Genomic DNA, 22706 nt, shown 5'->3' with positions numbered 1-22706 from the left:
TGTTTTATTTAAGAGTGGATTTAATGATAAAAGTTTTTAAAGATTAGGTTCTTGATTTTACAGCATCATTAGCTGATTTCATTTCCCTTGCTTTTTTCAGTTTCTGATTTCCAAAATTATAAGTAACCCCTATGCTCATCAGTCTTGGATAATTGAAGTTGGCAATATTATTATAGGTTCCGTTGGGCTGTACTCCTTTAATTCTGTAGAAGCTTTGATTAAATAAGTCGCTAACTTCCGCTACAATCGTCCAGTCGCCGATAATTTTCTTCACGTTGAAATCAAAACTTTGTCTTGCTCCTATCATACCTCCTTCCATGGCAGTCTGGCTTCCAAAGAAATAATTAACTCCTAAGAACCAGTCTTTTTTAGATGAAAGTCGGATGACATTATTCATGGTAACAGACATATTGTAGTTTTTCACATCAATGATATATGGTTCCACTTCTTCAGTTTCTCCCGGAACCGGCATAGAAGTTGGGTCTTCCCATACACCGCCTGTAAATGTTACATAGCCTAAGTTCACAGAATAATTGGTTGTCCAGATATCTTTGAACCATGATTTGTTCATCCCAAGAGTTAAAGCTAGCTCTCTGTTTTTTCCATAATTAGTTCTGATATATCTTAGAAATCTTACTTTTTCCGTGATTGCATTGCCACTACCATCAGTAATAATATTACCATTGGCATCTCTTTTAGGACGTGTTACCGTTCCCTGTAATGGAAGCAGATCAGAAGCGGCAGCATCTTCTACCATATTAAAGCTAAGGTTTGCGTAATAGGCATTTTTATACATATAGTTCAGCTCCTGATTATAAAATTTAGCAGCCAGTATAAAAGGATTGTTCTGCGTATAATTGGTAGGAGTAAAGTAAGTTCTGGAAGGATTCAGTTCCCAGAATCTTGGTCTTCTGATTCTGCTGGAAAAAGTATAACTCAAATTATGGTCTGAATTGATGGCATAATTTAAATTCAGATAAGGTAAAAGGTTATTATAGTTTCTTTCAAATCCTGTTTTGTCTACAATATCTCCCGTACTTCTTGTCATTTCATAACGTGCTCCTATTTTCCCGGATAACTTTTCAGTCAGTTTTCTTTCATAATTCAGATAAATTCCCAAAATATTTTCTTTATAAATGAAATGATTCGTCTGGTTAGGATCTATGACAAACTCTCCGTTTTTCAATTTATCCTGCTTGGTATCATTATCGGTATTGGTGTGATTATAGCTTACACCCATCAACCATGTTGATCCTTTAGCAGTCTTTTTCAGATAGTCAATATTAGCAGCATAATTGTTGATAATTTGGGGTACAGACTGATGTAATGCAGAATAATTGTTATCAGGATTACTGTTCAGAGGAAAGCTTTCATTAAAACTTACTTTATTCCTGTTGAACCATAAATAAGACACATTCGATGTCAGCTTACTTCCCAGAGAGTCGGTTTTCATTTCATAATTTAAATTGAAAGAATGATTTCTGGTTTGTGCATCCTCATTATTCACAGTTCTGTTGTTCAAAACTCCATCCTGCCAGTTGGTAATATCCAGTACAGAATTGAAACTTTTATTGTATCTCATGTTGTAAGAGAATCCCAGACTGTGTTTCTTATTGATCTCATAATCAATGTTGAAACCTCCTCCGTAATTTTTGTTGGGATCATCATTAAATCCATATGATTCATTTCTAAAAGTAGGATCTCCGTTAGACAGTGTGTATCTTTGTCTGTCTGTCCAGCTTCCCGTTCTGAAATTAGAATTACCGGACCATTTTCCTTGTCTGAAATTAAAAGAAGCTCCTGCATTGGGATTGTTGTAATAACCTTGCTCATTCTGCATTTTCAGCGTTCCGTTGTAGCCATTATTTTTACTTTTTTTCATGACAATATTGATAACCCCTTCTTTGGATTCTACCTGGAATTCACTTCCCGGAACTGTAATGACTTCTATTTTCTGTATATCTTCAGATGGAGTAGATTTCAGCATTTCAATCAATGCTTCAGAATCCATATTGGTTTTTTTATTGTTGATGTAAATTATCGCATCATTTTTTCCCAAAATCTTCAGCGTTTTTCCGTCTATACTGGAAATCATCGGAGTTTGTTTCAAAAGATTGAAGGTGTTGGTTCCTTTAGCAATAGATGAAGAAGCTACATCATAAACTAATCTGTCACCTTGTTTTTTGAAAACCTGCTTCTTGATATTCACTGCATCAATAGCATTTACTTTCATACTGTCTTTTTTCTGCTGGGCAGTGACAAGTCCACCGAAAAATAGTGCTGCAATAAGAATTTGAGTCTTCATTATTATTCTTTTTTAATTAATAGCTTGTATGGTTTGTTATTTTACATTGCAAAGATATATAATAAATTTAGTATCATGCAATACAAAGTACTTAAAAATATTTTTAAATAATTTTAACGTATTGATTATCAGTTAGTAAAATTTATTTGAAAATATTGAATTCTTTACCTTTCTGTATAATAAGACAACAATACCCATAAATTCGTTACATACATTCTCAAATTTTTTCAATTATAGAAGTTTAAAAATTTGAAAATATTGAGATTTATTACCAGAAAATGAAGAGCTGAAAGGGAAAAATAAGATGAGTCTCTAAAAAGTAAGAGACCATTTTCATCAGAAAAAAAAGAGGAAATAGGTATTCTATACTTAAAAGCTTATACTATTTTGTAGAATAGTAATGAAATTTTGAGGAATTGAACAATATGAAATCATTAAGATTTTATCATGGCAAATCTTATCATCATCGCCGAGAATGATAAAATAACTAAAAAAAGAAGTTTTTTAATATCACTCCCTATCAAATCGGGCAAGTTTTTTATCCACCCAAATTGTTGCAAAAGGGAAAAATGCGGATAATAAAGCGAAAACAAAATCTTCATCATCCCAGTTATAAATTTTTCTTGCAGGAAGACAGAGTAAAAGGTAAAGTGTAAAAAATAATCCGTGTAAACTCCCAATAACACTGATGAAGATAATGGAATATAAGTTTTCATCATATCGAATCCAGATCATTGCCACACAGTACAGCAAAAGACATGAAATGGCTTCAGCAAGACAAATCTGTTTAAACCATTTGATAATTTTTTCCTGAGAATATTTTGAGAATATTTTTTCGATGAAGTCCATGAATAATTATTTATAGTAGATAAAAAAGGATGTTTCGCTTTTTACGGGATACCCACTGTATTTTACAGGCTCAAATTTAGTGTATTTTATAAACTTATTGATCTCTTTTTCGAAATAAGGGATATATTTCAAATTGTGATCATTATAAATACGATGACTAAATTGATGCTTCAAAACCTTTCCTTTTTGATCTAACATGAGCGTAACCACAGTGCTTGAACGGTATTTTTGAAAAGAAGGATTGTAATTTTCATAGCCTTCTGGGTAAGTAAAACTATTAAAGAAGTCTTTATTTAACTGATCATTATCCTCTGTATAGCTGAGATACTTACCTTTATAGGTCCATTCACAATGCTCATCGTTATCAAAGATTTTACCAGGGTGTTTTTTTACATACATGGCTACAGATTCTTTAACGAGACCATCAATAAAATCTTTACCAAATTTTTTTTCAGTCAATTCAGTCATTACCGAATAATAACATTCACCAGAATACCAACCTATATCACTGCCCATCCATTCTCCGCCCCAAATGATATTATGCTTTTTTAAAATTATTTTGAGTTCTTCTCCGGGTAAAAACTTATCACCAGAGGGAGCTGCAATATTGATGAAATATTTGTTTTGAATTTCCGAGCTTTTTACAGCCTTGATTGAATCTTCACTGCAATGCTTTTTATTATAGCTTTTCCTTTCAGCAATAGCAATTTTCTGTAATTCTTTAAGAGAGTCGCTTTTTAAAGTTGTTGATTCCTGGGCATATAAACAACTTTGCAAAAGAACAGAGAATAAGAATAAGTACAGTTTCATGGTTTATTGATAAAAACTGCTACCATCCAAATATTCAAAAACTTCAGGAGGTAACATAGGTCTTACATTTTTACCATCTTTGATCATATTTCGGATTTCAGTGGCGGAAAGTTCTATTACCGGTGCTTTTATCAAAGAAATATTGTCGTGTTGCAGATATTCAGAATCTGTTTTTTCTCCTTCAAATACTCTTGGATACACAATAATATGATGGTTTTTGATCAGAATATCAGAGTTTTTCCACTTATGAAAACTCTTCAAATTATCTTCACCCATGATCAGGCTGAAAGAATAATCAGGATATTTCTCATGAAGATAGGTAAGGGTATCGATGGTATAGCTAGGCATCGGAAGAGAAAACTCCACGTTGGAAGCTCTCATATTCGGGTAATTCTTCACTGCAAGCTGTACCATATCAAGCCTGTTATGATCTTTCAGTAAAGATTTTTTATCTTTAAAAGGGTTCTGTGGGCTCACAACAAACCAAAGTTCTTCCATATTGGAGTTCTCCAGGATATAATTAGCCAGAATAAGATGTCCGATATGAATAGGATTGAATGATCCGAAAAATAAACCGATTTTTTTCATTTTTTGTTAGGTAGTAGAGCTGGTAATAGGTGGTAGTGATTTAAAGTATAAACAAGGAAATCAAGTTTTTAGGTTGACAGAATTTCCTGTTGATTCTGATTTTATCTGCAACCTAAATCCTGCAACCTTACTTACTCTCTAAATTTTACATCCTTAATATTCAGATAATGAGTTACATTGCCCTTCCAGTGATTTTCTTCCAGGGTAAAAGCAAGATCAAAATTTTTATTTTTAAAATCTTCCACAAACTGTCCCAGTTTGAATCCGACACATTCAATATTTCGTCCTGTAGATTCCTGTTTGATGTAAAATTTCAGGTGATTATTATCCTTTCCCATAGTTTTTACATATCCTGAGAGCTTTTGATCTGTCAGGGTAAAAATAGGTTTCATATTATGAGGTCCAAATGGGGCCAACTTTCTGTGAAAATTGATAAACTCTCTGTTGATTTCATCAATTTTAATCTCCGTATCAATGGTAATGGAAGGTTCTTTCTGGTGTTCTTTAATTTTTTCAGAAACAATTCTTTCAAATTTTTCCTTGAAAGCCGCGAACTTATCTTTCTCCATCGAAAGTCCGGCAGCAGCGTGATGTCCCCCGAATTTAAGGAAATATTCAGAACACAGATCAAGAGCTTCATGTACATCAAAATCAGAGACAGATCTTGCTGAAGCTACCATTTCCCCATTATTACCATCGGTAAATACAAGGGTTGGCTTATAGTAGGTTTCAATAAGTCTTGAGGCTACAATACCAATGACTCCTTTGTTCCATTCAGGATGATAAACAATCGTTGTATGTTTGGTTTCCTGCTGAGATTCTATAATCTGGTTCAATGCAGAAAGGGTGGAATTCATATCCAGCTCACGTCTTTCATCGTTGAGATTCATGATATCACTTACAATCTGGTTAGCATGTTTCAGATTGTCAGAAACCATAAGCTCTACAGCTGCTTTACCATGAGAGATTCTTCCGGCAGCGTTGATTTTTGGAGCTATTTCAAAAACAATATTGGAAATTTCAAAATGAGAAAGCTTATCCTCAGGAATCAAAAGTCTTAATCCAAGATTTCTGGTCTTTCTAAGTGTTTTTAATCCCATTTTAGCCAAAACTCTGTTTTCTCCTGTCATAGAAACAATATCAGCTGCAATGGAGATGGCAAGAAGGTCAGTCAGTTCAAATAATTCAGCTTCCGGTAATTTGTAAATTGTATTAAGTCCCTGGCAAAGTTTAAAACCAACACCACATCCAGAAAGTTCTTTGAACGGATATCGGCAGTCATTTCTTTTAGGATCAAGTACTGCTGCTGCATTAGGTATTTCTTCACCCGGAAGGTGGTGATCACAGATAATAAAATCTATATCCAGATTACTGGCATAGCTGATCATATCAAGTGCTTTGATTCCGCAGTCCAAAGCAATGATTAATGAAAAACCATTTTCTTTGGCAAAATCAATTCCTTCTGTAGAAATTCCATATCCTTCAGAATTTCTGTCTGGAATATAATAATCAAGGTATTTTTTCTCAACAATTTTACTGAGATAAAGGTACATTAAAGCAACAGCTGTGGTTCCGTCCACATCATAGTCACCATATACCAATATTTTTTCACCATTTTCAATTGCAGTGGCAATGCGCTCTACAGCTTTTTGCATGTCTGCCATTAAAAACGGATTGTGTATATCGGTAAGATTGGGTTTGAAAAATTCTCTGGCCTTTTGGTAGTTGTCAATACCTCTCAAAACGAGAAGTTTAGATTCAAAAGTACCAAAACCAAGTGACGAACTTAGTCTGTCCACAACTTCCTCATCGGGTTCAGGCTTGTAAATCCATTTTTGACTCATTTCACAAAAATAAGGAAAAAAGTTCTAAAAGCGGCTTTAAAAATCAGCAAATTAGATTTTGAAATAAGACTTACGGTATCATTTGTAAAACTTATCCCTGCTGATAAAAATGATCGTAATATCTCTCTTTCTATTTCCTTCAGAGGTTGTCTTTACAGTGATGCTGTACTCATTCAAATGATACTTTTTAAGTGTTTTTATGATCATCTTGTTGAGAATAAAAATAATATTCAGTAAAGATTTAAGTAAATTTTACCTCTATAATTCTCAAAAAAGTTATCTTCGTGCTCCAAATTTTAAATGACTATGAAAAAAATTACTTTAAGCCTTATGTTATTGGGGGCTATGTATTCGATCAATGCACAGAAAATTAATCTCGGAAAAGCTGCCGGAATGGTCTCAAACGGTGCAAAAGCCTTAACATTTACCAACGAAGATGCCGTTAAATTATCCAAAGAATCAGTAGATTGGATGGATAAAAATAATGCTGTAGCAGGTCCTAAAGATCCGTATACCGTGAGACTGAACAAACTGTTTGGAAAACACAAATCTCAGGACGGGTTGAATTTAAATTATAAAGTTTACAAAGTAAAAGACATTAATGCGTTTGCCTGTGCAGACGGAAGTGTGCGTGTATTCTCCTCTCTGATGGATATTATGACGGATAATGAATTACTTGCAGTTATCGGACATGAAATTGGGCACGTGAAAAATCAGGATACCAAGGATGCTATGAAATCGGCTTACCTGAAAGCAGCTGCATTAGATGCCGCTTCATCTGCTTCATCAGCGGTAGCCACACTTAATGAAAGCCAGGTAGGAAAGATGGCAAATGCTTTTTTGGATGCTTCACACAGCAAAAAACAGGAGTCGGAAGCAGATACATATTCATATGATTTCATGAAAGCAAATAAATATGATGTGGTAGGAGCTTATACAGCATTCAAAAAATTAGGTTTACTTTCAGAAGGAAGTGCACAGACCAATTTTGAGAAAATGTTCAATTCTCATCCGGATAGCAACAAAAGAGCCGAATCTATTAAAAAGAAAGCAGAAAAAGATGGCTTATGGAAAGATCCGGGAACCGTTTCTTTGCCTACAGCAAAACTGACGAAATAATTATTTTATTTATTGTTTAAACGAAAATCCCTCAAAGCATTTACTTTGAGGGATTTTTATATAAATTTTAATGTTGTTCGGATTAAGAATACATTTTCTCTCTTAATTCTTTTACCTTTTTATCAGCAAGGTATTCGTCATAAGTCATTTCTCTATCAATGATTCCTGTAGGAGTCAGTTCAACGATTCTGTTACAGACTGTTGAAAGCATTTCGTGGTCATGAGATGCCAGTAAAAGATTTCCTTTGAAGTTGGATAAAGAGTTGTTCAACGTTGTGATACTTTCAAGGTCTAAGTGGTTGGTAGGTTCATCTAGTAAAAGAACGTTAGCTTTCTGAAGCATCATTCTGCTGAACATACATCTCATTTTCTCACCTCCGGAAAGTACTTTGCAAGATTTCAAAGCTTCATCTCCTGAGAATAACATTCTTCCTAAGAATCCTCTTACGAACTCTTCGTGACGCTCTTCGTCATTCTTTGTAAACTGTCTCAACCAGTCAACTAAACTTAGATCTTCCTGGAAGAAGTTGGTGTTATCCAAAGGCATGTGAGACTGGTTGGTTGTAACTCCCCATGCAACGGTTCCTTTGTCAGCTTCTACATTTCCGGCCAGAATTTCGAAAAATTCTGTAATCGCCAAAGAGTTTTTAGAAAGTATAGCTACTTTGTCCCCCTTCTTAAGATTTAAATCAATGTTAGAGAATAGTAATTCACCGTCTTTTGTTTTCTCAAGACCTTTTACATCTAAAATCTGATCTCCGGCCTCTCTTTCCATTTCGAAAATAATAGCAGGGTATCTTCTTGAAGAAGGCTTGATATCGTCAATATTTAATTTGTCGATCATTTTCTTTCTTGCAGTAGCCTGCTTTGCCTTAGCAACGTTAGAACTGAATCTTGCGATGAAGTCCTGAAGTTCCTTTTTCTTCTCTTCTGCTTTCTTGTTGGCTTGAGCTCTTTGTCTTGTTGCCAATTGAGAAGCCTGATACCAGAAAGAGTAGTTACCGGTGTAAAGGTTTAGCTTAGCATAATCCAAGTCACCGATGTGTGTACAAACCGTATCAAGGAAGTGACGGTCGTGAGATACAACGATTACTGTATTTTCATAGTCTGCAAGGAAATCTTCCAACCATGAGATGGTATCAATGTCAAGGTCGTTGGTAGGCTCATCCAGAATCAACACATCAGGGTTTCCGAAAAGTGCCTGAGCCAAAAGAACCTTTACTTTGTCTTTATTCTCAAGTTCACTCATCATTTGCCAGTGCATATCATCTTTGATTCCAACGTTTGAAAGCATAGTCTGCGCATCAGATTCTGCGGTCCATCCTCCCATTTCATCATAAATTACACCTAATTCTCCGGCTTTAATACCGTCTTCGTCAGAGAAATCTTCTTTTGCGTATAACGCATCCATTTCCTCTTTTATCTCAAATAATTTCTTATTACCTCTCAAAACAGCTTCAAGAACAGTATACTGATCATAAGCAAAGTGATCCTGCTCCAAAACTGACATTCTTTTCCCTGGTTCCAGAGATACATGCCCTGTTGTAGGATCCTGCTTTCCTGTTAGTATTTTCAGGAATGTAGACTTTCCCGCACCGTTTGCTCCGATGATCCCGTAGCAGTTTCCTTTGGTAAACATAATATTTACCTCGTCAAAAAGAATTCTTTTCCCGAATTGTAAAGATAAGTTAGATACTGTTAACATATAGTTTTGTAAATTTGGCGCAAAAATACGAAAAGAATTTGGGTATTCTGTAATAATATAATAGTCAAGTTTTTAAATGTATGGTATTTTTTATATATTTTATTAACGAAATTTTAAAATGATGAAGATTGAAAAAACAGTTAGCATATTAAATAGAAGAGCCCGTTTTGAATATGAAATTCTGGAAGAATACGAAGCCGGAATGGTTTTGACGGGTACAGAAATAAAATCTTTACGTTCTTCCAAAGCATCTATCACAGAATCCTTCTGTCAGTTTATTGATGGGGAATTATACATCATAAACATGATGATTGATGAGTATAAATTAGGAACTTTTTATAATCATAAAACAAAAAGGGAACGGAAATTGCTCTTGCACAAAAAAGAATTGCAAAAACTTGAAAAAAAGTTAAAGGATGCTGGGAACACCATAATACCTTTAAAATTATATATCACTGACCGAGGGAAAGCAAAAGTTCTGATAGCCCTTGGTAGAGGGAAAAAACTTTTCGATAAAAGAGAGGCGATAAAAGATAGAGAAAATAAACGGAACCTCGACAGAATATTAAAGAAAAGTTAAAAATCATTGAAAACTTTGTATATAAAGAAAAATTATATTTATTTTGCATTATCAATTATTTAATCATTTAATTCTATGAAAAATCTAAAATTAGGAATTTCAGCATTGGCGCTTACTGTTGCCTCTACTGTTTTCGCACAGACTACCAACAATCCGTGGTTAATCGGAGTTGGTGCTCATGCAGAAAATCATGTAGCAGCACGTTCAAGCTTCAGTAATACGTTCTCTGCTAACAATTTGACAAAGAGTATGTTCAATGTGAACAATTTCTCTATTACACCTCCACTATCTAAGTTAACAGTTGCTAGAAATGTTGGTAAAGGTTTAGTAATTGACTGGCAGACTTCTGTTGGAAATGTTGAAAACAAAAGATTCAACATGGGGAAAGAATTTTTCCTAATGACAGGTCTAGGTTTCCAGGCTCACGCTGCAGGTCTTTTATGGAACGAAGAATCTTGGTTTGATCCATATTTAAGAGTTGGTGCTAACTACTTAAGACATGACTATACAGCTCTTACTTTCCCTAGAACATCTGTTGATGCTAACGGTAATCCAATCGAAAACGTTGTAAATGGTAAGGATGGTAACGAAAATGGTAAAGCTAACCACTTTACTGTAGCTACAGGTGCTGGTGCTAACTTCTGGGTAACTAAGAACTTCGGTCTTGGTGTTCAAGGAGATTATGTATCAACTCCAGGTGATAAATCTACAGTGGCTAACTTCTGGCAAGCTTCTGCTTCTATCTTATTCAGATTTGGAAACAGAGATAGAGATAAGGATGGTATCCTAGATAAAGATGATCTTTGTCCAGATACTCCAGGTTTACCAGAATTCCAAGGATGTCCTGATACTGACGGTGACGGAGTTCCAGATAAAGACGATCAATGTCCAGAAGTGGCTGGTCCAGTTGAAAACAACGGATGCCCTTGGCCAGATACTGACGGTGACGGTGTAATCGACAAAGATGACGCTTGTCCTACAGTAGCAGGTCCTGCTGAAAACAACGGTTGTCCTTGGCCAGATACAGACGGTGACGGTATCTTAGATAAAGATGATGCTTGTCCTACTGTTCCAGGTCTTCCAGAATACAACGGATGTCCTAAGCCAAAAGATGTAATCGCTAAAGAAGCTACTGGTGCTCTTAAAGATATCTTATTTGATTTCAATAAGGCTACTATCAGACCTGAATCTAGCGGTAAATTAGATCAAGCTGCGACTATCATTAAGCAATCTAACGATGGTACATTCTTAGTAACAGGTCACACTGATAAGAAAGGTGCTGATGCTTACAACTTGAAACTTTCTAGACAAAGAGCTGCTTCAGTAGTAGGTGCTCTAGAAGCTAGAGGTGTTAGTGGTAATCAATTGAAATCAGTAGGAGTTGGTGAAAGAGACGCTACTGTTTCTGAAAAAGCTTCTGACGCTGAAAGAATGGTTGACAGAAAAGTAGTTGTTGAGGCTATCAACGGTGCTGCTTGGGATGCACTTAAGAAATCTGATCTAGAAGTTGTAGAGAAGAAGACTGTAGTGAAAAAAGCTAAAAAAGCTCCAGCTAAGAAAAAAGCTGCTGCTAAAAAGAAAAAATAATTAATTTTTCTAAATAATGAATACCTCCAATTTTATTGGAGGTATTTTTTTTTTGTTGACTTTTGAGTAATTTTGTTGGAAATTTAAAAATTAAAATGGGAAGAGCATTTGAATATAGAAAAGCTTCTAAAATGGCCAGATGGGATAAAATGGCCAAAACATTCTCTAAAATAGGAAAGGATATTGCACTAGCTGTAAAAGCTGGAGGTACAGATCCTGAATCTAATCCTGCACTGAGAAGATGTATCCAAAACGCAAAAGGGGCCAACATGCCTAAGGATAATGTAGAAAGAGCAATTAAGAAAGCAAGTGGTGTAGATGCAGAAAACTATGAAGAAATCACTTATGAAGGGTATGGGCAAGGTGGTGTTGCTTTTTTTGTAGAATGTACTACAAACAATACAACAAGAACTGTAGCCAATGTAAGAGCTGTTTTCAATAAGTTTGACGGTAACCTTGGTAAAAACGGTGAATTAGCATTTATCTTCGACAGAAAAGGAATTTTCACCATTGATTTAGCTCAAATCAAAATGGATTGGGATGATTTTGAAATGGAAATGATTGACGGAGGTGCAGAAGATGTAGAAAAAGACGAAGAAGAAGTAATGATTACAACTGCTTTTGAAGATTTCGGTTCTTTATCTCACAAATTGGATGATCTTGGAATTGAAGCAAAAAGTGCAGAACTTCAGAGAATTCCAAACAATACAAAAGAAGTAAACGCAGAACAGTTCAAAGCTAACATGAAAATGCTTGAGCGTTTCGAAGAGGATGACGACGTTCAAAACGTTTATCACAACATGGAAATCACAGAAGAGCTGATGGACTCTTTATAAAAAATAATATAGCATTCATATACAGTTAATTTTCAATTAGTTTCTTTGTACAAAACTATGAAAAGAAACATTGAATTAGTTGTTATATCGGATGTTCATTTGGGAACTTATGGATGTAAGGCTAAAGAATTGTTGAGATATCTCAATTCTATCCAGCCTAAAACTTTAGTTTTAAACGGCGATATTATTGATATCTGGCAGTTTAAAAAGTCTTACTTCCCTAAACCTCATTTGAAAGTAATCAGAAAGATTCTTTCATTAGCCACAAAGAACACAGACGTCTATTACATTACAGGCAATCATGATGAGATGTTTCGTAAGTTTACAGATTTTGAACTCGGAAAACTTAAAGTCTGTAATAAAGTCTGTCTGAATATCGATCAGAAAAAAGCCTGGATATTTCATGGTGATGTTTTCGATGCATCCGTCCAGCATTCCAAATGGATCGCCAAACTTGGCGGAAAAGGGTATGATCTTCTTATTATTATCAATAATGTTGTAAATTGGTTCTTAGAAAAAATGGGTAAAGAGAAATACTCGTTTTCAAAAAAGATCAAAAACAATGTGAAAAAAGCAGTTAAATATATCGGAGATTTTGAACTTACAGCCTCTGAGCTGGCCATTGACAATCAATATGATTATGTGGTGTGTGGGCATATCCATCAACCACAGATTCGTGAGGTAGTCAATAAAAAAGGATCCTGTACTTATTTGAACTCCGGTGACTGGATTGAAAATCTGTCTGCTTTAGAATATTATGATAAAGAATGGAAGATTTTTTACTATGATGACCATAAACACTTACTGAAAGATGATGAAGTGGAAGAAATCCCGGAGATGGATAATTCTGCTCTTTTAAAAATTGTAACCAACTTTTCCTAAATGAAGATTTTGTATGCATTTCAGGGTACTGGAAACGGGCATGTTGCCAGGGCGCAGGAAATTATTCCTCTTCTCAAAAAATATGCATCTGTTGACACATTGATCAGTGGACACCAGTCGCAATTAAAGGCTGATTTTGATATTAATTTCCAATACAGAGGTATTTCCCTTCTTTATAACAAAACAGGCGGCTTATCGTACCGAAAAACATTTACAGAAAATAAATTTCTTGAAGCCGCTAAAACCATCAGAGAACTTGAGCTGTCACAATATGATTTGATCATTAATGATTATGAACCTTTGACGGGCTGGGCTTCCAAGCTGAAGAAGCTTCCGATGATAGAACTGAGTCATCAAGCTTCCATGAGTTTTGCGGAAACTCCAAAACCAAAGAAAAAGGACTTTCTTGGAGAAATGATTTTAAAATACTATGTTCCCAGCGAGAGAAAAATAGGATTTCATTTTGAGAATTATCATCCACAGATCAAAAAACCGGTGATCAGAAGAAAGATCAGAAATCTGAATCCTTACAAACAGGGATATTATCTTGTCTATCTTCCAAGCTTTGCAGATGAAAATATCATCAAGGTTTTAAGAAAAATCCCTGTGGAATGGAAAGTGTTTTCAAAATACAGCAAAGTACAGGTGAAAGTAAAAAATGTGGAAGTGTTTCCTATTGATGAAAGCCAGTATCTGAAATACTTTGAAGGCTGTGAAGGTATTTTGTGCAACGCAGGTTTTGAAAGTCCGGCGGAAGCCTTGTTTATGGATAAAAAACTATTTGTCATTCCTATCCATAATCAATATGAGCAGGAATGCAATGCATGTGCTCTTGACAAAATGGGAATCCCCAATTCTAAGGTTTTAAATCTTCAGGAAATTATGGAGTGGGTAGCTTCTGATCATCATCTTAAAGTGGATTATCCTGATGATATTGAAGATATCCTGCTCAATGAGGTTTTAATTCTTTAAAAAAATATCGTCCACATCACTCATTCTCATCATCACAGATCTTGCATAGGAACAGTGCGGGTATACTTTCCAGTTGTTTTCTCTTGCAAATCTGATGGCTTCTTCAACTAAATATTTTCCCATTCCTCTGCCTTCAAATTCCGGGTGTACCAATACGAAAGAGATTATGAATTTATGATCTTCAGGAAAAATAGTATAAGTAAGTCTTCCCACTTCTTTTGTTTCGTTATTTAAAGTAAGAACACCGCCGTTTCCGGATTTATTGTTTTCAAATTTCATGTTTCAGGACTTTAATGATAAATATACAAAAATTGCACCGAGCTTTGTATAAGCAATAAGCAATAAGCAATAAGCAATAAGCAATAAGCAATAAGCAATGAGTCTTGCTGTTAATTACTCAAGATTTTTCAGATTGACCATTCACTTGCGAAGCAAAATTGACGATTGACTCTACTAATTGTCTTTTCCTGTATAGTAATTGTAGTCTTTGATAATGACATTGATAAACTGTCTTTCCGTCATTTTCGTAGGATCTATTTCCAGTTTCAGTATGCTTTTTATTTTATCAGATAGTTTATTGATGATCTGGCGGTCATCTACTTTCAAAGCTTTGGTATAATTGTCTTTGATGATTCTCATGTCATTATCACTTAAAGCAATTACCTGAGGGAAAGAAGGAATATAATTTTCATGAATATTTTCCAGAATAGTATGAGAGATATTGATGTTGTTTTTAGGGAAATCACAGCTGTTCCGGATGCGATATCACCCAGACGCTGGTTATTTTTAGAAACAATCATAGAAATAAGTCCTATCACACCGGCAAATGAAACATCTACAATCCTGAAAACCCAGCGGATCATATAATCGGCGAAACTGGCCTGATAACCATCAATCTTTACCACTTTTATTTTCATCAGTTTTTTACCGGGAGTTTGTCCTTCCATCAGGCTTTCCAATACAAGAGGATATATGTAAATAGGAAAGGTAAGTACAAGATAAACAGCTCTTATGGACCAGTCATCAAGGCCGTTTAACAGATATCCCAAATCGAAAATATTAAAGAATAAATACAGGATAATTACCACGTAAGCAATCCTGATCAGAAGATCAATAATGAAGGCGAGCATCCTTTCTCCTACACCAGCAATATTAAAATTAATATTTACATTTTGTGAGGTATTTATCGCAATTTGAGACATATTTTTTATTATTTTAGCCTTAACAATTATGAGAGAAGTTTATTTCATTAAACAAAATAAAGAAAAATGGTTGGGAATCGAACAGGTTATTCAAGGGAAAATTAAAAAAAATCCTGATGACCTGTCTTCATTGTATATAAACCTGATCAATGATCTTTCATTTGCCCAGACTTATTATCCCAAAAGCAACACCACCGTTTATCTGAATCATTTATCTGCCCAGATTTTTCAGAAAATCTATAAAACCAAAAGGGTAGAGGAGAACAGGCTGGTTTACTTTTTTAAAACTGAAGTTCCACTGTTGGTGTATCAGTATCGGAGATATCTGATGTATGCATTTCTGTTTTTCATTTTATTTACCTCAATAGGTGTGCTTTCTGCAATTTATGATAAGGATTTTGTCAATATTATTTTGGGCGAAGGATATGTGAATGAAACCGTTGAAAATATCAAAAATAACAATGCTGTAGGCGTTTATCAGAGTGGAAGTACATGGGGAAGCACGATCGGAATTATTTTTAATAATATTCAGGTTGGAGCAAAATTATATATTTACGGAATTGCCGGAGGAGTAGGTACTTTGTTTGCGCTACTTTCCAATAGTGTAATGTTGGGAGCTTTTCAGTATTTTTTCTATGATTACGGAGCATTGAAAGACAGTGCAAGAGGAATTTGGCTTCACGGAGTTTTTGAAATTTTTGCCATGGTGGTAGAAGCCATGTGCGGATTGATTCTGGGAGCTTCTATTTTATTTCCAAGAACTTTTTCAAGGTTTAATTCTTTTAAAAAAGGATTTAAAGATTCATTTAAAATATTTTTAAGTACTGTTCCTTTCACTATTTGTGCAGGGATTATAGAAGGTTACGTTACAAGACATGCTTTGAAAATGCCTTTGTTTCTGAACCTGGTCATTATTTTAGGATCACTGGCAATTATAGGATTTTATTATTTTGTATATCCGTCTGTTGTCTACAAAAAAACTAATAAACACATCAATGATACAATTTTATAAAAAAAGAGATTTTGGAACTTTTATAAGTGATAGTTTCAACTTTTTCAAATTATACGGAAAGAATTATTTCAAAAACTATATTCTGATCAATGGCTTGCTTTTGATCTTAATGGTTACTGTGGTGATTTTTGGATATAAAGAACTCTTTTCACAGATATTCGGATCTAATCTTGGCGGTGAAACATATTATTTTGAACAATATTTTTCAGAAAATTCCGGAATGCTGATTACAGTAGGATTATTGACATTTCTGCTTTTCATGGTTTTGATGATTGTCAATTACCTGTATCCGGTTTTTTATTTAAAAAGAATTGCACAAGGGGCAGAAAAGATAAAGGCTGATGAAATTCTGAATGACTTTAAAAACAATGCCGGAAGAATCGGCAAGCTGTGCCTTGGGATGATCTTTATTGTTACTCCGGCAATTTTATTTGTGGTTGGATTTTCTTATATCCTCATCTTTATTATTATCGGATTGTTTCTAATCCTGCTTTTATATCCCACGATATTTAATTTTACTACCTTTCTGATGTATGATTATTTTAATTCGGACAGAGGTTTCTGGGGAAGTTTAAGCTACTCTTTACGTTCTCAGTTTTCTTACCCGAATGGCAGTGAGAAATCACCATACTGGAAATATTGGGGATCTGCATTTGTGATGTTTATTATTATTTATATGATAACATCTATATTCACATTTATCCCTATGATATTTTTTTACGGATCGCTCCTTACTTCTACACCAGACGGAAATTTTGAACAGAATCCTTTTACCGGAACTGCGGGAATCCTGTTTTTTGTATTGTATGGAATTTCGATGCTGCTTTCATTTTTTCTTTCAAATCTGATGTATGTGAATGCGGGATTGATGTATTATGACAGCAGAACAGATCTTCATCAGAAAGTAGAATTGGCAGAAATAGATACGATTGGAATCAATGAATAAAACTATTTTTTTCATATTGCTTTTTCTCTCTTTTGGGCAGGTTTATGCTCAGGACGATAATGCTGATTCTGATAATCTGGTAGATTCATTATATACAACAGGGCATTACAGAAATATGCTGCGTGCGGATTCTGTATTGATGAAAAATCCGGTCTCGGAGAATGAGGTATATCCTAAAACATTTAAAGAAAACATTCCGTCAAGATATAAAGGAAATGAATTTGACTATTCCGTATCAAAACCGAGAGAATCTTTCTTTCAAAAGCTGATGCGAAAAATTAATCAGATTATACAGAGTATTTTTGGTGAAACGACACTGACTAAGTCGGGAGAATTTGCCACTGTCCTTATTCGTCTGTTTGCGATTCTTCTTGTAGGATTTTTGTTGTATTTCATCATTAAATATATCATGGGAAAGGATGGGAATTTTATTTTTGGTAAAAAGAATAAAAAACTGGATCTCAATGTACAGGAACTTCATGAGAATATCCATGAAATCAATTTCCCGGAAAGTATTGCGAAATTTGAACATGCAGGAGATTACCGTTCGGCAGTTCGTTACCAATTCCTGTTTGTGCTGAAAAAACTGAGTGACAAAAAACTGATCAACTGGAATCCGGAAAAAACAAATAAAGACTATGCTGCAGAGCTCAAAGCTCCTCATTTGAAAAATGACTTCTCTAATCTGTGTTATATTTTTGATTATGTCTGGTACGGAGAATTCAACATTGAAGAAGAGAGCTACCAGAAATTTAAAAATCAGTATCAGGCATTTAAACCATAACCATAGTAACCATGAATAAAACTTTCAAAACATATGCTGTAATTTTCATCGTTGTGATGATTATTTTGGCATTGCTTGAAGTTAACAAAAAAGAAACTGTAGACTGGCGGAAGAATTTTGATCTCAATGAAAAGTCTCCGTTCGGGTTGTTTGTTTTTAATAATGAAGCTAAAGATCTTTTTAAAAATAATCTGAAGAAGATTGAGCAGGCACCTTACGAATATTACAGTCAGCATAAAAAGCCCCCTCATAATATTGTTGTTATTGAAAATGATATTGACAGAGAGTCCTGGAATAAAATTCTGACTCAGGTAGCTGAAGGATCAGATGCCATGCTGATGGTAACCCGTATGCCTAAAGAAGTCTCAGACAGTATCGGATATTATGATTCTGAGATTTCTTTTCAAGAGGAAAATGTACTGAAGCTTACGGATAAAAAGTATCAGAATGATTTTATTAGGCTGGATAAATTTCCATCAGGCAGAGGATTCTCATTTATCAAACCTAAAGTAGAAGTACTTGGGAAAACGGTAGAGAGAAAAAATACAGATCAGGCCAACTTTATCAAAGTTAAATTTGGAAAAGGACATATCTATGCTCATACTGAACCTCTTTTTCTAACCAATTATTATCTTCTCAAACCGGGAAATGTAAAGTACGCTCAGGATGTGTTTTCATATTTGCAGGATAGAGAAACTCTTTGGTTTGTATCCAACAAAAGTTCTGCATCCCGTTTCTTTATGAGATTCGTATTGTCGAATCCGGCTTTAAAATATGCCTGGTGGGTATTTTTGGGTGGATTTATCCTTTTCATTTTCTTTAATGCAAAAAGAAAACAGAGAATAGTACCTGTAGAAGAACCCTTACGAAATACTTCCCTGGATTTTGTGAAAAGCATTGGAAATCTGTATCTTCAGGAAGGTGATTTTCATGATATGATGGCAAAAAAAGCCCAATATTTTCTGAATAAAGTGAGAATGGATCTGTTGATAGATACACAGAATCTAGATGAAGAATTTGCCAAAAAATTACAACTGAAAACCGGAAAGCCAGTAGAGATGATAGGTGAGGCGATAATACTTATCAAAAAAGCTCAGTATCCCTACGCCAGTGTAATGAAAGAAGACCTTACAAGGATCAATAAACTCCTTGATGATATACTTAAATAAAATAACAATGTGAAACTCGATCTATGATAATAATGTAGTCTCAATGAAAGCATATAATTATTACATTGTGAGATCGTAAATTAAATTTTACTATGGAAAATTTTGACAACCCCAATATAGAAAACGAAAGCTCTATCAATCTTAATAAGCAGGAAGAACAGTTTCAGTCGAGAATTGATATGATTGAACTTCGTGCAAGCTTAGAGAAAGTAAAATCCGAGATCGGTAAAGTAATTGTAGGGCAGGAGAAGATGATTGAGCATCTTTTGGCTGCACTGCTTTCAAACGGTCACGTTCTTATTGAAGGAGTTCCGGGAGTAGCGAAAACAATCACTGCAAAATTATTGGCCAAAACCATTGACGTAGGTTTCAGCAGAATTCAGTTTACGCCGGATCTTATGCCTTCTGATATTTTAGGTACATCCGTATTCAATGTAAAAAACTCAGAATTTGAATTTAAAAAAGGACCTATTTTCTCCAATTTCATCCTGATTGATGAGATCAACAGATCGCCGGCAAAAACACAGTCTGCATTATTTGAAGTGATGGAAGAAAGACAGATCACAATGGACGGGACACGTTATATTTTGGAAGAACCTTTCCTGGTTATTGCTACACAAAACCCAATTGAGCATGAAGGAACATACCGACTTCCGGAAGCTCAGCTGGACCGTTTTCTATTCAAAATCAATGTAGGATATCCTAATCTTGAGCAGGAAATCGCAATCATTAAAAATCAGCACGAAAGCAAAAAAGAAGATAAAACAGAAGGTGTAAACAGGGTTATCACAGCCGGACAGTTGAAAAACTACCAGCAACTCGTAAAAGAAATCATTGTGGAAACCCAACTGATGGAATATATTGCTAAAATTATCATCAATACCAGAGAAAATCAATTCTTGTATCTGGGAGCTTCTCCAAGAGCATCACTGGCGCTTCTTACAGCGTCAAAGGCATTTGCAGCTTTAAGAGGAAGAGATTTTGTAACTCCTGAAGATATTAAAGAAGCAAGTTATGCTGTGTTAAGACATAGAGTAATCGTTTCTCCGGAAAGAGAAATGGAAGGTCTTACCGCAGATGAAATTATCCGTCAGATTTTAGAAGGAATAGAAATTCCTAGATAGGTAGTAGATAATAGGTGGCAGGTAGCAGTTGATAGTAAGTGAATGCTTAAATAGTGACAAAATTATTATATATGGCAAATTTTAAAGAACTTTTAGTTTGGCAGAAATCGATTGATTTTGTTACTGATATTTATAGGATTACTGAAACTTTTCCTAAAACCGAAATCTACGGATTAATATCACAAATCAGAAGGTCTGCTGTTTCTATTCCCTCTAATATTGCTGAGGGAAACTCAAGACGAAGCAAGCCTGATTATCTACAATTTTTAAAAATAGCAAGAGGCAGTTGTGCAGAAGTAGAAACACAATTAATCATTTCAAAAAATCTCGGTTTTTTAAATGAAGATGGTTATTTGAAATTAAATCAGGAAATTATAGAAATATCCAAAATGTTGAACGGACTCATTAATTCCTTACAATAATAATGAATGTGGAAAAGCTAATAAACGACCACCTAAAACCTTTCATCTGCAACCTGCCACCTAACCAATGAAAAACTTATACATCAATACACGTTTCTTTTTTACACTCATCGGAGTGGGGATTCTGTATGTCCTGGCATTTTTCTTTCCGTTGCTGATGTGGGCAGCCCATATTGCACTCCTGATTTGTTTTCTTGCGGCAATGGTAGATTTTCTGTTGCTTTTTAATCAAAAGAATGCATTACAGGTTCAAAGGATTCTGCCGGAAAAACTCTCCAACGGAGATGAGAATTTTGTAAAAATTGACATCAAAAATAATTATAGTTTTACTATAAACACTAAGATTATTGACGAAATCCCGTTCCAGTTTCAGAAAAGAGATTTTCTGATCCAAAAACAAATTGCTTCAGGAGCAAACACCTTTTTTCAATACACTTTAGAGCCTAAAGAAAGGGGAGAATATCATTTTGGAGGTTTAAATGTGTATGCATCATCACCATTGGGATTCATCTCAAAAAGATTTATTTTCCAGAAAGATGCTATGCTGCCTGCTTATCCGTCTTTTATTCATCTCAGAAAATATGAGCTGATGGCCATTCAGAGTGAATTTTTATTAGGTGGAATCAAGAAAGTCAGAAAGCTGGGACACACGATGGAATTTGAGCAGATCAAAGAATATGTTCCCGGAGATGATATCAGAACAATCAACTGGAAAGCTACTTCCAAGACCAACCGCCTGATGGTAAACCAGTTTCAGGATGAAAAATCACAACGTATTTTTATGCTGATTGATAAAGGAAGAACCATGAAAATGCCTTTCAACGGACTAAGCTTACTGGATTATTCCATTAATGCAACGATGGCACTGTCTCATATTATTTTGAGAAAGGGAGACAGAGCCGGAATGATGACATTTTCTAAAAAAGCTGAAAATAAAATTGCCGCGGATAATAAATCCGGACAGCTGAAGAAAATTTCTGAAGCACTTTATAATATTAAAACAGATTTCTTCGAAAGTGATTTCAACCGTTTGTATCAGGATGTAAAATATTCCCTCAATCAAAGAAGTTTAATTCTGCTTTTTACCAATTTTGAAACACTGGATGGATTAAACAGACAGCTGAAATATCTCCGCGGAATCGCTAAAAACCATTTGCTGGTTGTTGTTTTTTCAAAAATTCGGAATTGCAGACGCTCATCAACAAAAATCCTGAAAATATGCAGGAGATTTATGATGAGGTCATTGCTGAAAAATTCGAATTTGAAAAGAAACTGATTATTCAGGAACTCCGTAAATATGGAATTTATACAGTCTATACGCTTCCGGAAAATTTGAATATCGATGTTATCAATAAATATTTGGAGATAAAAGCAAGAGGAATTTTATAACTTTGTAGAAGCAATAAGCAAAAAACAATGAAAATTACACTTAACAGAATAAACGACGATTTTTTATTTGAATGTACCAATGCTCAGGGAAATTCTATTCTTTTGGATAATACTTCCCAGCCGGGAGCAAAAGGTGTTTCTCCAATGGAAAGTGTACTGATGGCGGTGGCAGGCTGCAGCGGAATTGATGTAGTTTCTATTTTGAAGAAGCAGCGTCAGGAAATCAAGAGTTTCCAGGCTGAAGTAGAAGGAGAAAGAGTACAGGTAGATGATGCAAAACCTTTTAAATCTATTAACGTTAAGTTCCTTTTAGAAGGAGAAATTGATCCAAAAAAGGCACAGAAAGCAGCAGAACTTTCTTTTGAAAAATACTGTTCTGTATCAAAAACGTTAGAACCGAATGTAGAAATCGGATACGAAGTATATGTGAACGGAGAAAAAATTTAATCTCTTATTTAAAAAAATAGAAAAAGCCGGACGATTGGACTGCCCCCAAAAAGTTAGACGCTTTTTAGGGGCATTTTTTATGTATAGAAAAGAAAAATTTAGCATTGCTTTCAAATTAGAATGCATTGAACTTC

General features: G+C 34.7%; 20 protein-coding genes and 2 pseudogenes. 14 read left to right on the top strand and 8 right to left on the bottom strand.

Annotated elements, in window-relative coordinates; translation table 11 throughout:
• Nucleotides 1-43: 43 nt before the first annotated feature.
• The 5 genes from BOQ62_RS07160 to recJ all read right to left on the bottom strand — a co-directional run bounded on the left by BOQ62_RS07160 (nt 44) and on the right by recJ (nt 6396).
• Nucleotides 44-2305, bottom strand: coding sequence for an outer membrane beta-barrel family protein (locus BOQ62_RS07160; RefSeq protein ID WP_129038281.1), 2262 nt, complete (start codon nt 2303-2305; stop codon nt 44-46).
• Between the two features lie 510 nt (nt 2306-2815).
• Nucleotides 2816-3154 carry a DUF3817 domain-containing protein gene (locus BOQ62_RS07155; RefSeq protein WP_129038279.1) on the bottom strand — a complete coding sequence of 113 codons (339 nt, stop codon included), beginning with the start codon at nt 3152-3154 and terminating at the stop codon, nt 2816-2818.
• A gap of 6 nt (nt 3155-3160) precedes the next feature.
• On the bottom strand, nt 3161-3964 hold the full coding sequence (locus tag BOQ62_RS07150) for a hypothetical protein (protein ID WP_129038277.1): 804 nt from the start codon (nt 3962-3964) through the stop codon (nt 3161-3163).
• 3 nt (nt 3965-3967) lie between these two features.
• A complete protein-coding gene (gene nadD, locus BOQ62_RS07145) occupies nt 3968-4552 on the bottom strand; it encodes a nicotinate (nicotinamide) nucleotide adenylyltransferase (protein ID WP_129038275.1) in 585 nt (194 codons plus the stop codon).
• A gap of 131 nt (nt 4553-4683) precedes the next feature.
• Complete coding sequence (gene recJ / locus BOQ62_RS07140; RefSeq protein WP_129038273.1) at nt 4684-6396, bottom strand: single-stranded-DNA-specific exonuclease RecJ; 1713 nt, start codon at nt 6394-6396, stop codon at nt 4684-4686.
• A gap of 306 nt (nt 6397-6702) precedes the next feature.
• Between recJ and BOQ62_RS07135 the strand changes: the two genes are divergently transcribed.
• Nucleotides 6703-7515: a M48 family metalloprotease gene (locus BOQ62_RS07135; RefSeq protein ID WP_129038271.1), complete on the top strand. Its 813-nt coding sequence runs from the start codon at nt 6703-6705 to the stop codon at nt 7513-7515.
• A gap of 82 nt (nt 7516-7597) precedes the next feature.
• On the opposite strand, the gene BOQ62_RS07130 is transcribed toward BOQ62_RS07135, so the two are convergent.
• Nucleotides 7598-9220 (bottom strand): ABC-F family ATP-binding cassette domain-containing protein, encoded by a 1623-nt coding sequence (locus tag BOQ62_RS07130; RefSeq protein WP_129038269.1) that lies wholly within the window; start codon nt 9218-9220, stop codon nt 7598-7600.
• A 121-nt stretch (nt 9221-9341) separates the two neighbouring features.
• Between BOQ62_RS07130 and smpB the strand changes: the two genes are divergently transcribed.
• From smpB to BOQ62_RS07105, 5 genes are all read left to right on the top strand, one after another.
• Nucleotides 9342-9800: an SsrA-binding protein SmpB gene (gene smpB, locus BOQ62_RS07125; protein ID WP_045501613.1), complete on the top strand. Its 459-nt coding sequence runs from the start codon at nt 9342-9344 to the stop codon at nt 9798-9800.
• Between the two features lie 75 nt (nt 9801-9875).
• Entirely contained in the window at nt 9876-11387 is a 1512-nt protein-coding gene (locus tag BOQ62_RS07120; protein ID WP_129038267.1) for an OmpA family protein, read from the top strand.
• 95 nt (nt 11388-11482) lie between these two features.
• The gene (locus BOQ62_RS07115) at nt 11483-12223 is read left to right on the top strand and encodes a YebC/PmpR family DNA-binding transcriptional regulator (RefSeq protein WP_129038265.1); all 741 of its coding nucleotides are present in this window, start codon (nt 11483-11485) and stop codon (nt 12221-12223) included.
• A gap of 57 nt (nt 12224-12280) precedes the next feature.
• A complete protein-coding gene (locus tag BOQ62_RS07110; RefSeq protein WP_129038263.1) occupies nt 12281-13105 on the top strand; it encodes a UDP-2,3-diacylglucosamine diphosphatase in 825 nt (274 codons plus the stop codon).
• Nucleotides 13106-14077, top strand: coding sequence for a glycosyltransferase family protein (locus BOQ62_RS07105; protein ID WP_129038261.1), 972 nt, complete (start codon nt 13106-13108; stop codon nt 14075-14077). It abuts the gene before it with no gap.
• Here the strand turns inward: BOQ62_RS07105 and BOQ62_RS07100 are convergent.
• Together BOQ62_RS07100 and BOQ62_RS07095 are read right to left on the bottom strand one after the other, a co-directional pair.
• Nucleotides 14066-14356, bottom strand: a complete 291-nt coding sequence (locus BOQ62_RS07100; protein ID WP_129038259.1) for a GNAT family N-acetyltransferase — start codon at nt 14354-14356, stop codon at nt 14066-14068. The two genes, BOQ62_RS07105 and BOQ62_RS07100, sit on opposite strands and share 12 nt — an antisense overlap.
• A 174-nt stretch (nt 14357-14530) precedes the next feature.
• A pseudogene (locus BOQ62_RS07095) lies at nt 14531-15279 on the bottom strand (RDD family protein).
• A gap of 28 nt (nt 15280-15307) precedes the next feature.
• On the opposite strand from BOQ62_RS07095, the gene BOQ62_RS07090 reads away from it, so the two are divergent.
• The 8 genes and pseudogenes from BOQ62_RS07090 to BOQ62_RS07055 all read left to right on the top strand — a co-directional run bounded on the left by BOQ62_RS07090 (nt 15308) and on the right by BOQ62_RS07055 (nt 22572).
• Nucleotides 15308-16291 (top strand): stage II sporulation protein M, encoded by a 984-nt coding sequence (locus tag BOQ62_RS07090; protein ID WP_129038257.1) that lies wholly within the window; start codon nt 15308-15310, stop codon nt 16289-16291.
• Complete coding sequence (locus BOQ62_RS07085; protein WP_129038255.1) at nt 16275-17237, top strand: DUF4013 domain-containing protein; 963 nt, start codon at nt 16275-16277, stop codon at nt 17235-17237. The genes BOQ62_RS07090 and BOQ62_RS07085 overlap by 17 nt, the downstream gene beginning before the upstream one ends.
• Complete coding sequence (locus tag BOQ62_RS07080; protein WP_129038252.1) at nt 17230-18021, top strand: DUF4129 domain-containing protein; 792 nt, start codon at nt 17230-17232, stop codon at nt 18019-18021. Before BOQ62_RS07085 ends, BOQ62_RS07080 begins: the two co-directional genes overlap by 8 nt.
• Before the next feature lie 11 nt (nt 18022-18032).
• Entirely contained in the window at nt 18033-19190 is a 1158-nt protein-coding gene (locus BOQ62_RS07075; protein WP_129038250.1) for a DUF4350 domain-containing protein, read from the top strand.
• A 92-nt stretch (nt 19191-19282) separates the two neighbouring features.
• The gene (locus BOQ62_RS07070; RefSeq protein ID WP_228413794.1) at nt 19283-20314 is read left to right on the top strand and encodes an AAA family ATPase; all 1032 of its coding nucleotides are present in this window, start codon (nt 19283-19285) and stop codon (nt 20312-20314) included.
• Between the two features lie 71 nt (nt 20315-20385).
• The gene (locus BOQ62_RS07065) at nt 20386-20736 is read left to right on the top strand and encodes a four helix bundle protein (RefSeq protein ID WP_129038248.1); all 351 of its coding nucleotides are present in this window, start codon (nt 20386-20388) and stop codon (nt 20734-20736) included.
• A gap of 67 nt (nt 20737-20803) precedes the next feature.
• A pseudogene (locus BOQ62_RS07060) lies at nt 20804-22125 on the top strand (DUF58 domain-containing protein).
• Nucleotides 22126-22152: 27 nt separating this feature from the next.
• Nucleotides 22153-22572, top strand: coding sequence for an OsmC family protein (locus tag BOQ62_RS07055; protein ID WP_105702098.1), 420 nt, complete (start codon nt 22153-22155; stop codon nt 22570-22572).
• Nucleotides 22573-22706: the final 134 nt, after the last annotated feature.

This window comes from Chryseobacterium sp. CH21, from assembly GCF_004119445.1.
Taxonomy (GTDB): domain Bacteria; phylum Bacteroidota; class Bacteroidia; order Flavobacteriales; family Weeksellaceae; genus Chryseobacterium.
The sequence above is the reverse complement of the archived record's forward strand: the minus strand, read 5'-3'. Positions and strand labels throughout refer to the sequence as shown.

Coding starts and splice junctions, on each gene's coding strand:
- BOQ62_RS07135 (WP_129038271.1), top strand. CDS start 6,703: ATGAAAAAAATTACTTTAAGCCTTATGTTATTGGGGGCTATGTATTCG.
- BOQ62_RS07160 (WP_129038281.1), bottom strand. CDS start 2,305: ATGAAGACTCAAATTCTTATTGCAGCACTATTTTTCGGTGGACTTGTC.
- BOQ62_RS07065 (WP_129038248.1), top strand. CDS start 20,386: ATGGCAAATTTTAAAGAACTTTTAGTTTGGCAGAAATCGATTGATTTT.
- BOQ62_RS07120 (WP_129038267.1), top strand. CDS start 9,876: ATGAAAAATCTAAAATTAGGAATTTCAGCATTGGCGCTTACTGTTGCC.
- BOQ62_RS07055 (WP_105702098.1), top strand. CDS start 22,153: ATGAAAATTACACTTAACAGAATAAACGACGATTTTTTATTTGAATGT.
- BOQ62_RS07085 (WP_129038255.1), top strand. CDS start 16,275: ATGATACAATTTTATAAAAAAAGAGATTTTGGAACTTTTATAAGTGAT.
- BOQ62_RS07105 (WP_129038261.1), top strand. CDS start 13,106: ATGAAGATTTTGTATGCATTTCAGGGTACTGGAAACGGGCATGTTGCC.
- BOQ62_RS07150 (WP_129038277.1), bottom strand. CDS start 3,964: ATGAAACTGTACTTATTCTTATTCTCTGTTCTTTTGCAAAGTTGTTTA.
- BOQ62_RS07090 (WP_129038257.1), top strand. CDS start 15,308: ATGAGAGAAGTTTATTTCATTAAACAAAATAAAGAAAAATGGTTGGGA.
- nadD (WP_129038275.1), bottom strand. CDS start 4,552: ATGAAAAAAATCGGTTTATTTTTCGGATCATTCAATCCTATTCATATC.
- BOQ62_RS07110 (WP_129038263.1), top strand. CDS start 12,281: ATGAAAAGAAACATTGAATTAGTTGTTATATCGGATGTTCATTTGGGA.
- BOQ62_RS07155 (WP_129038279.1), bottom strand. CDS start 3,154: ATGGACTTCATCGAAAAAATATTCTCAAAATATTCTCAGGAAAAAATT.
- BOQ62_RS07080 (WP_129038252.1), top strand. CDS start 17,230: ATGAATAAAACTATTTTTTTCATATTGCTTTTTCTCTCTTTTGGGCAG.
- recJ (WP_129038273.1), bottom strand. CDS start 6,396: ATGAGTCAAAAATGGATTTACAAGCCTGAACCCGATGAGGAAGTTGTG.
- BOQ62_RS07075 (WP_129038250.1), top strand. CDS start 18,033: ATGAATAAAACTTTCAAAACATATGCTGTAATTTTCATCGTTGTGATG.
- BOQ62_RS07115 (WP_129038265.1), top strand. CDS start 11,483: ATGGGAAGAGCATTTGAATATAGAAAAGCTTCTAAAATGGCCAGATGG.
- smpB (WP_045501613.1), top strand. CDS start 9,342: ATGAAGATTGAAAAAACAGTTAGCATATTAAATAGAAGAGCCCGTTTT.
- BOQ62_RS07130 (WP_129038269.1), bottom strand. CDS start 9,220: ATGTTAACAGTATCTAACTTATCTTTACAATTCGGGAAAAGAATTCTT.
- BOQ62_RS07070 (WP_228413794.1), top strand. CDS start 19,283: ATGGAAAATTTTGACAACCCCAATATAGAAAACGAAAGCTCTATCAAT.
- BOQ62_RS07100 (WP_129038259.1), bottom strand. CDS start 14,356: ATGAAATTTGAAAACAATAAATCCGGAAACGGCGGTGTTCTTACTTTA.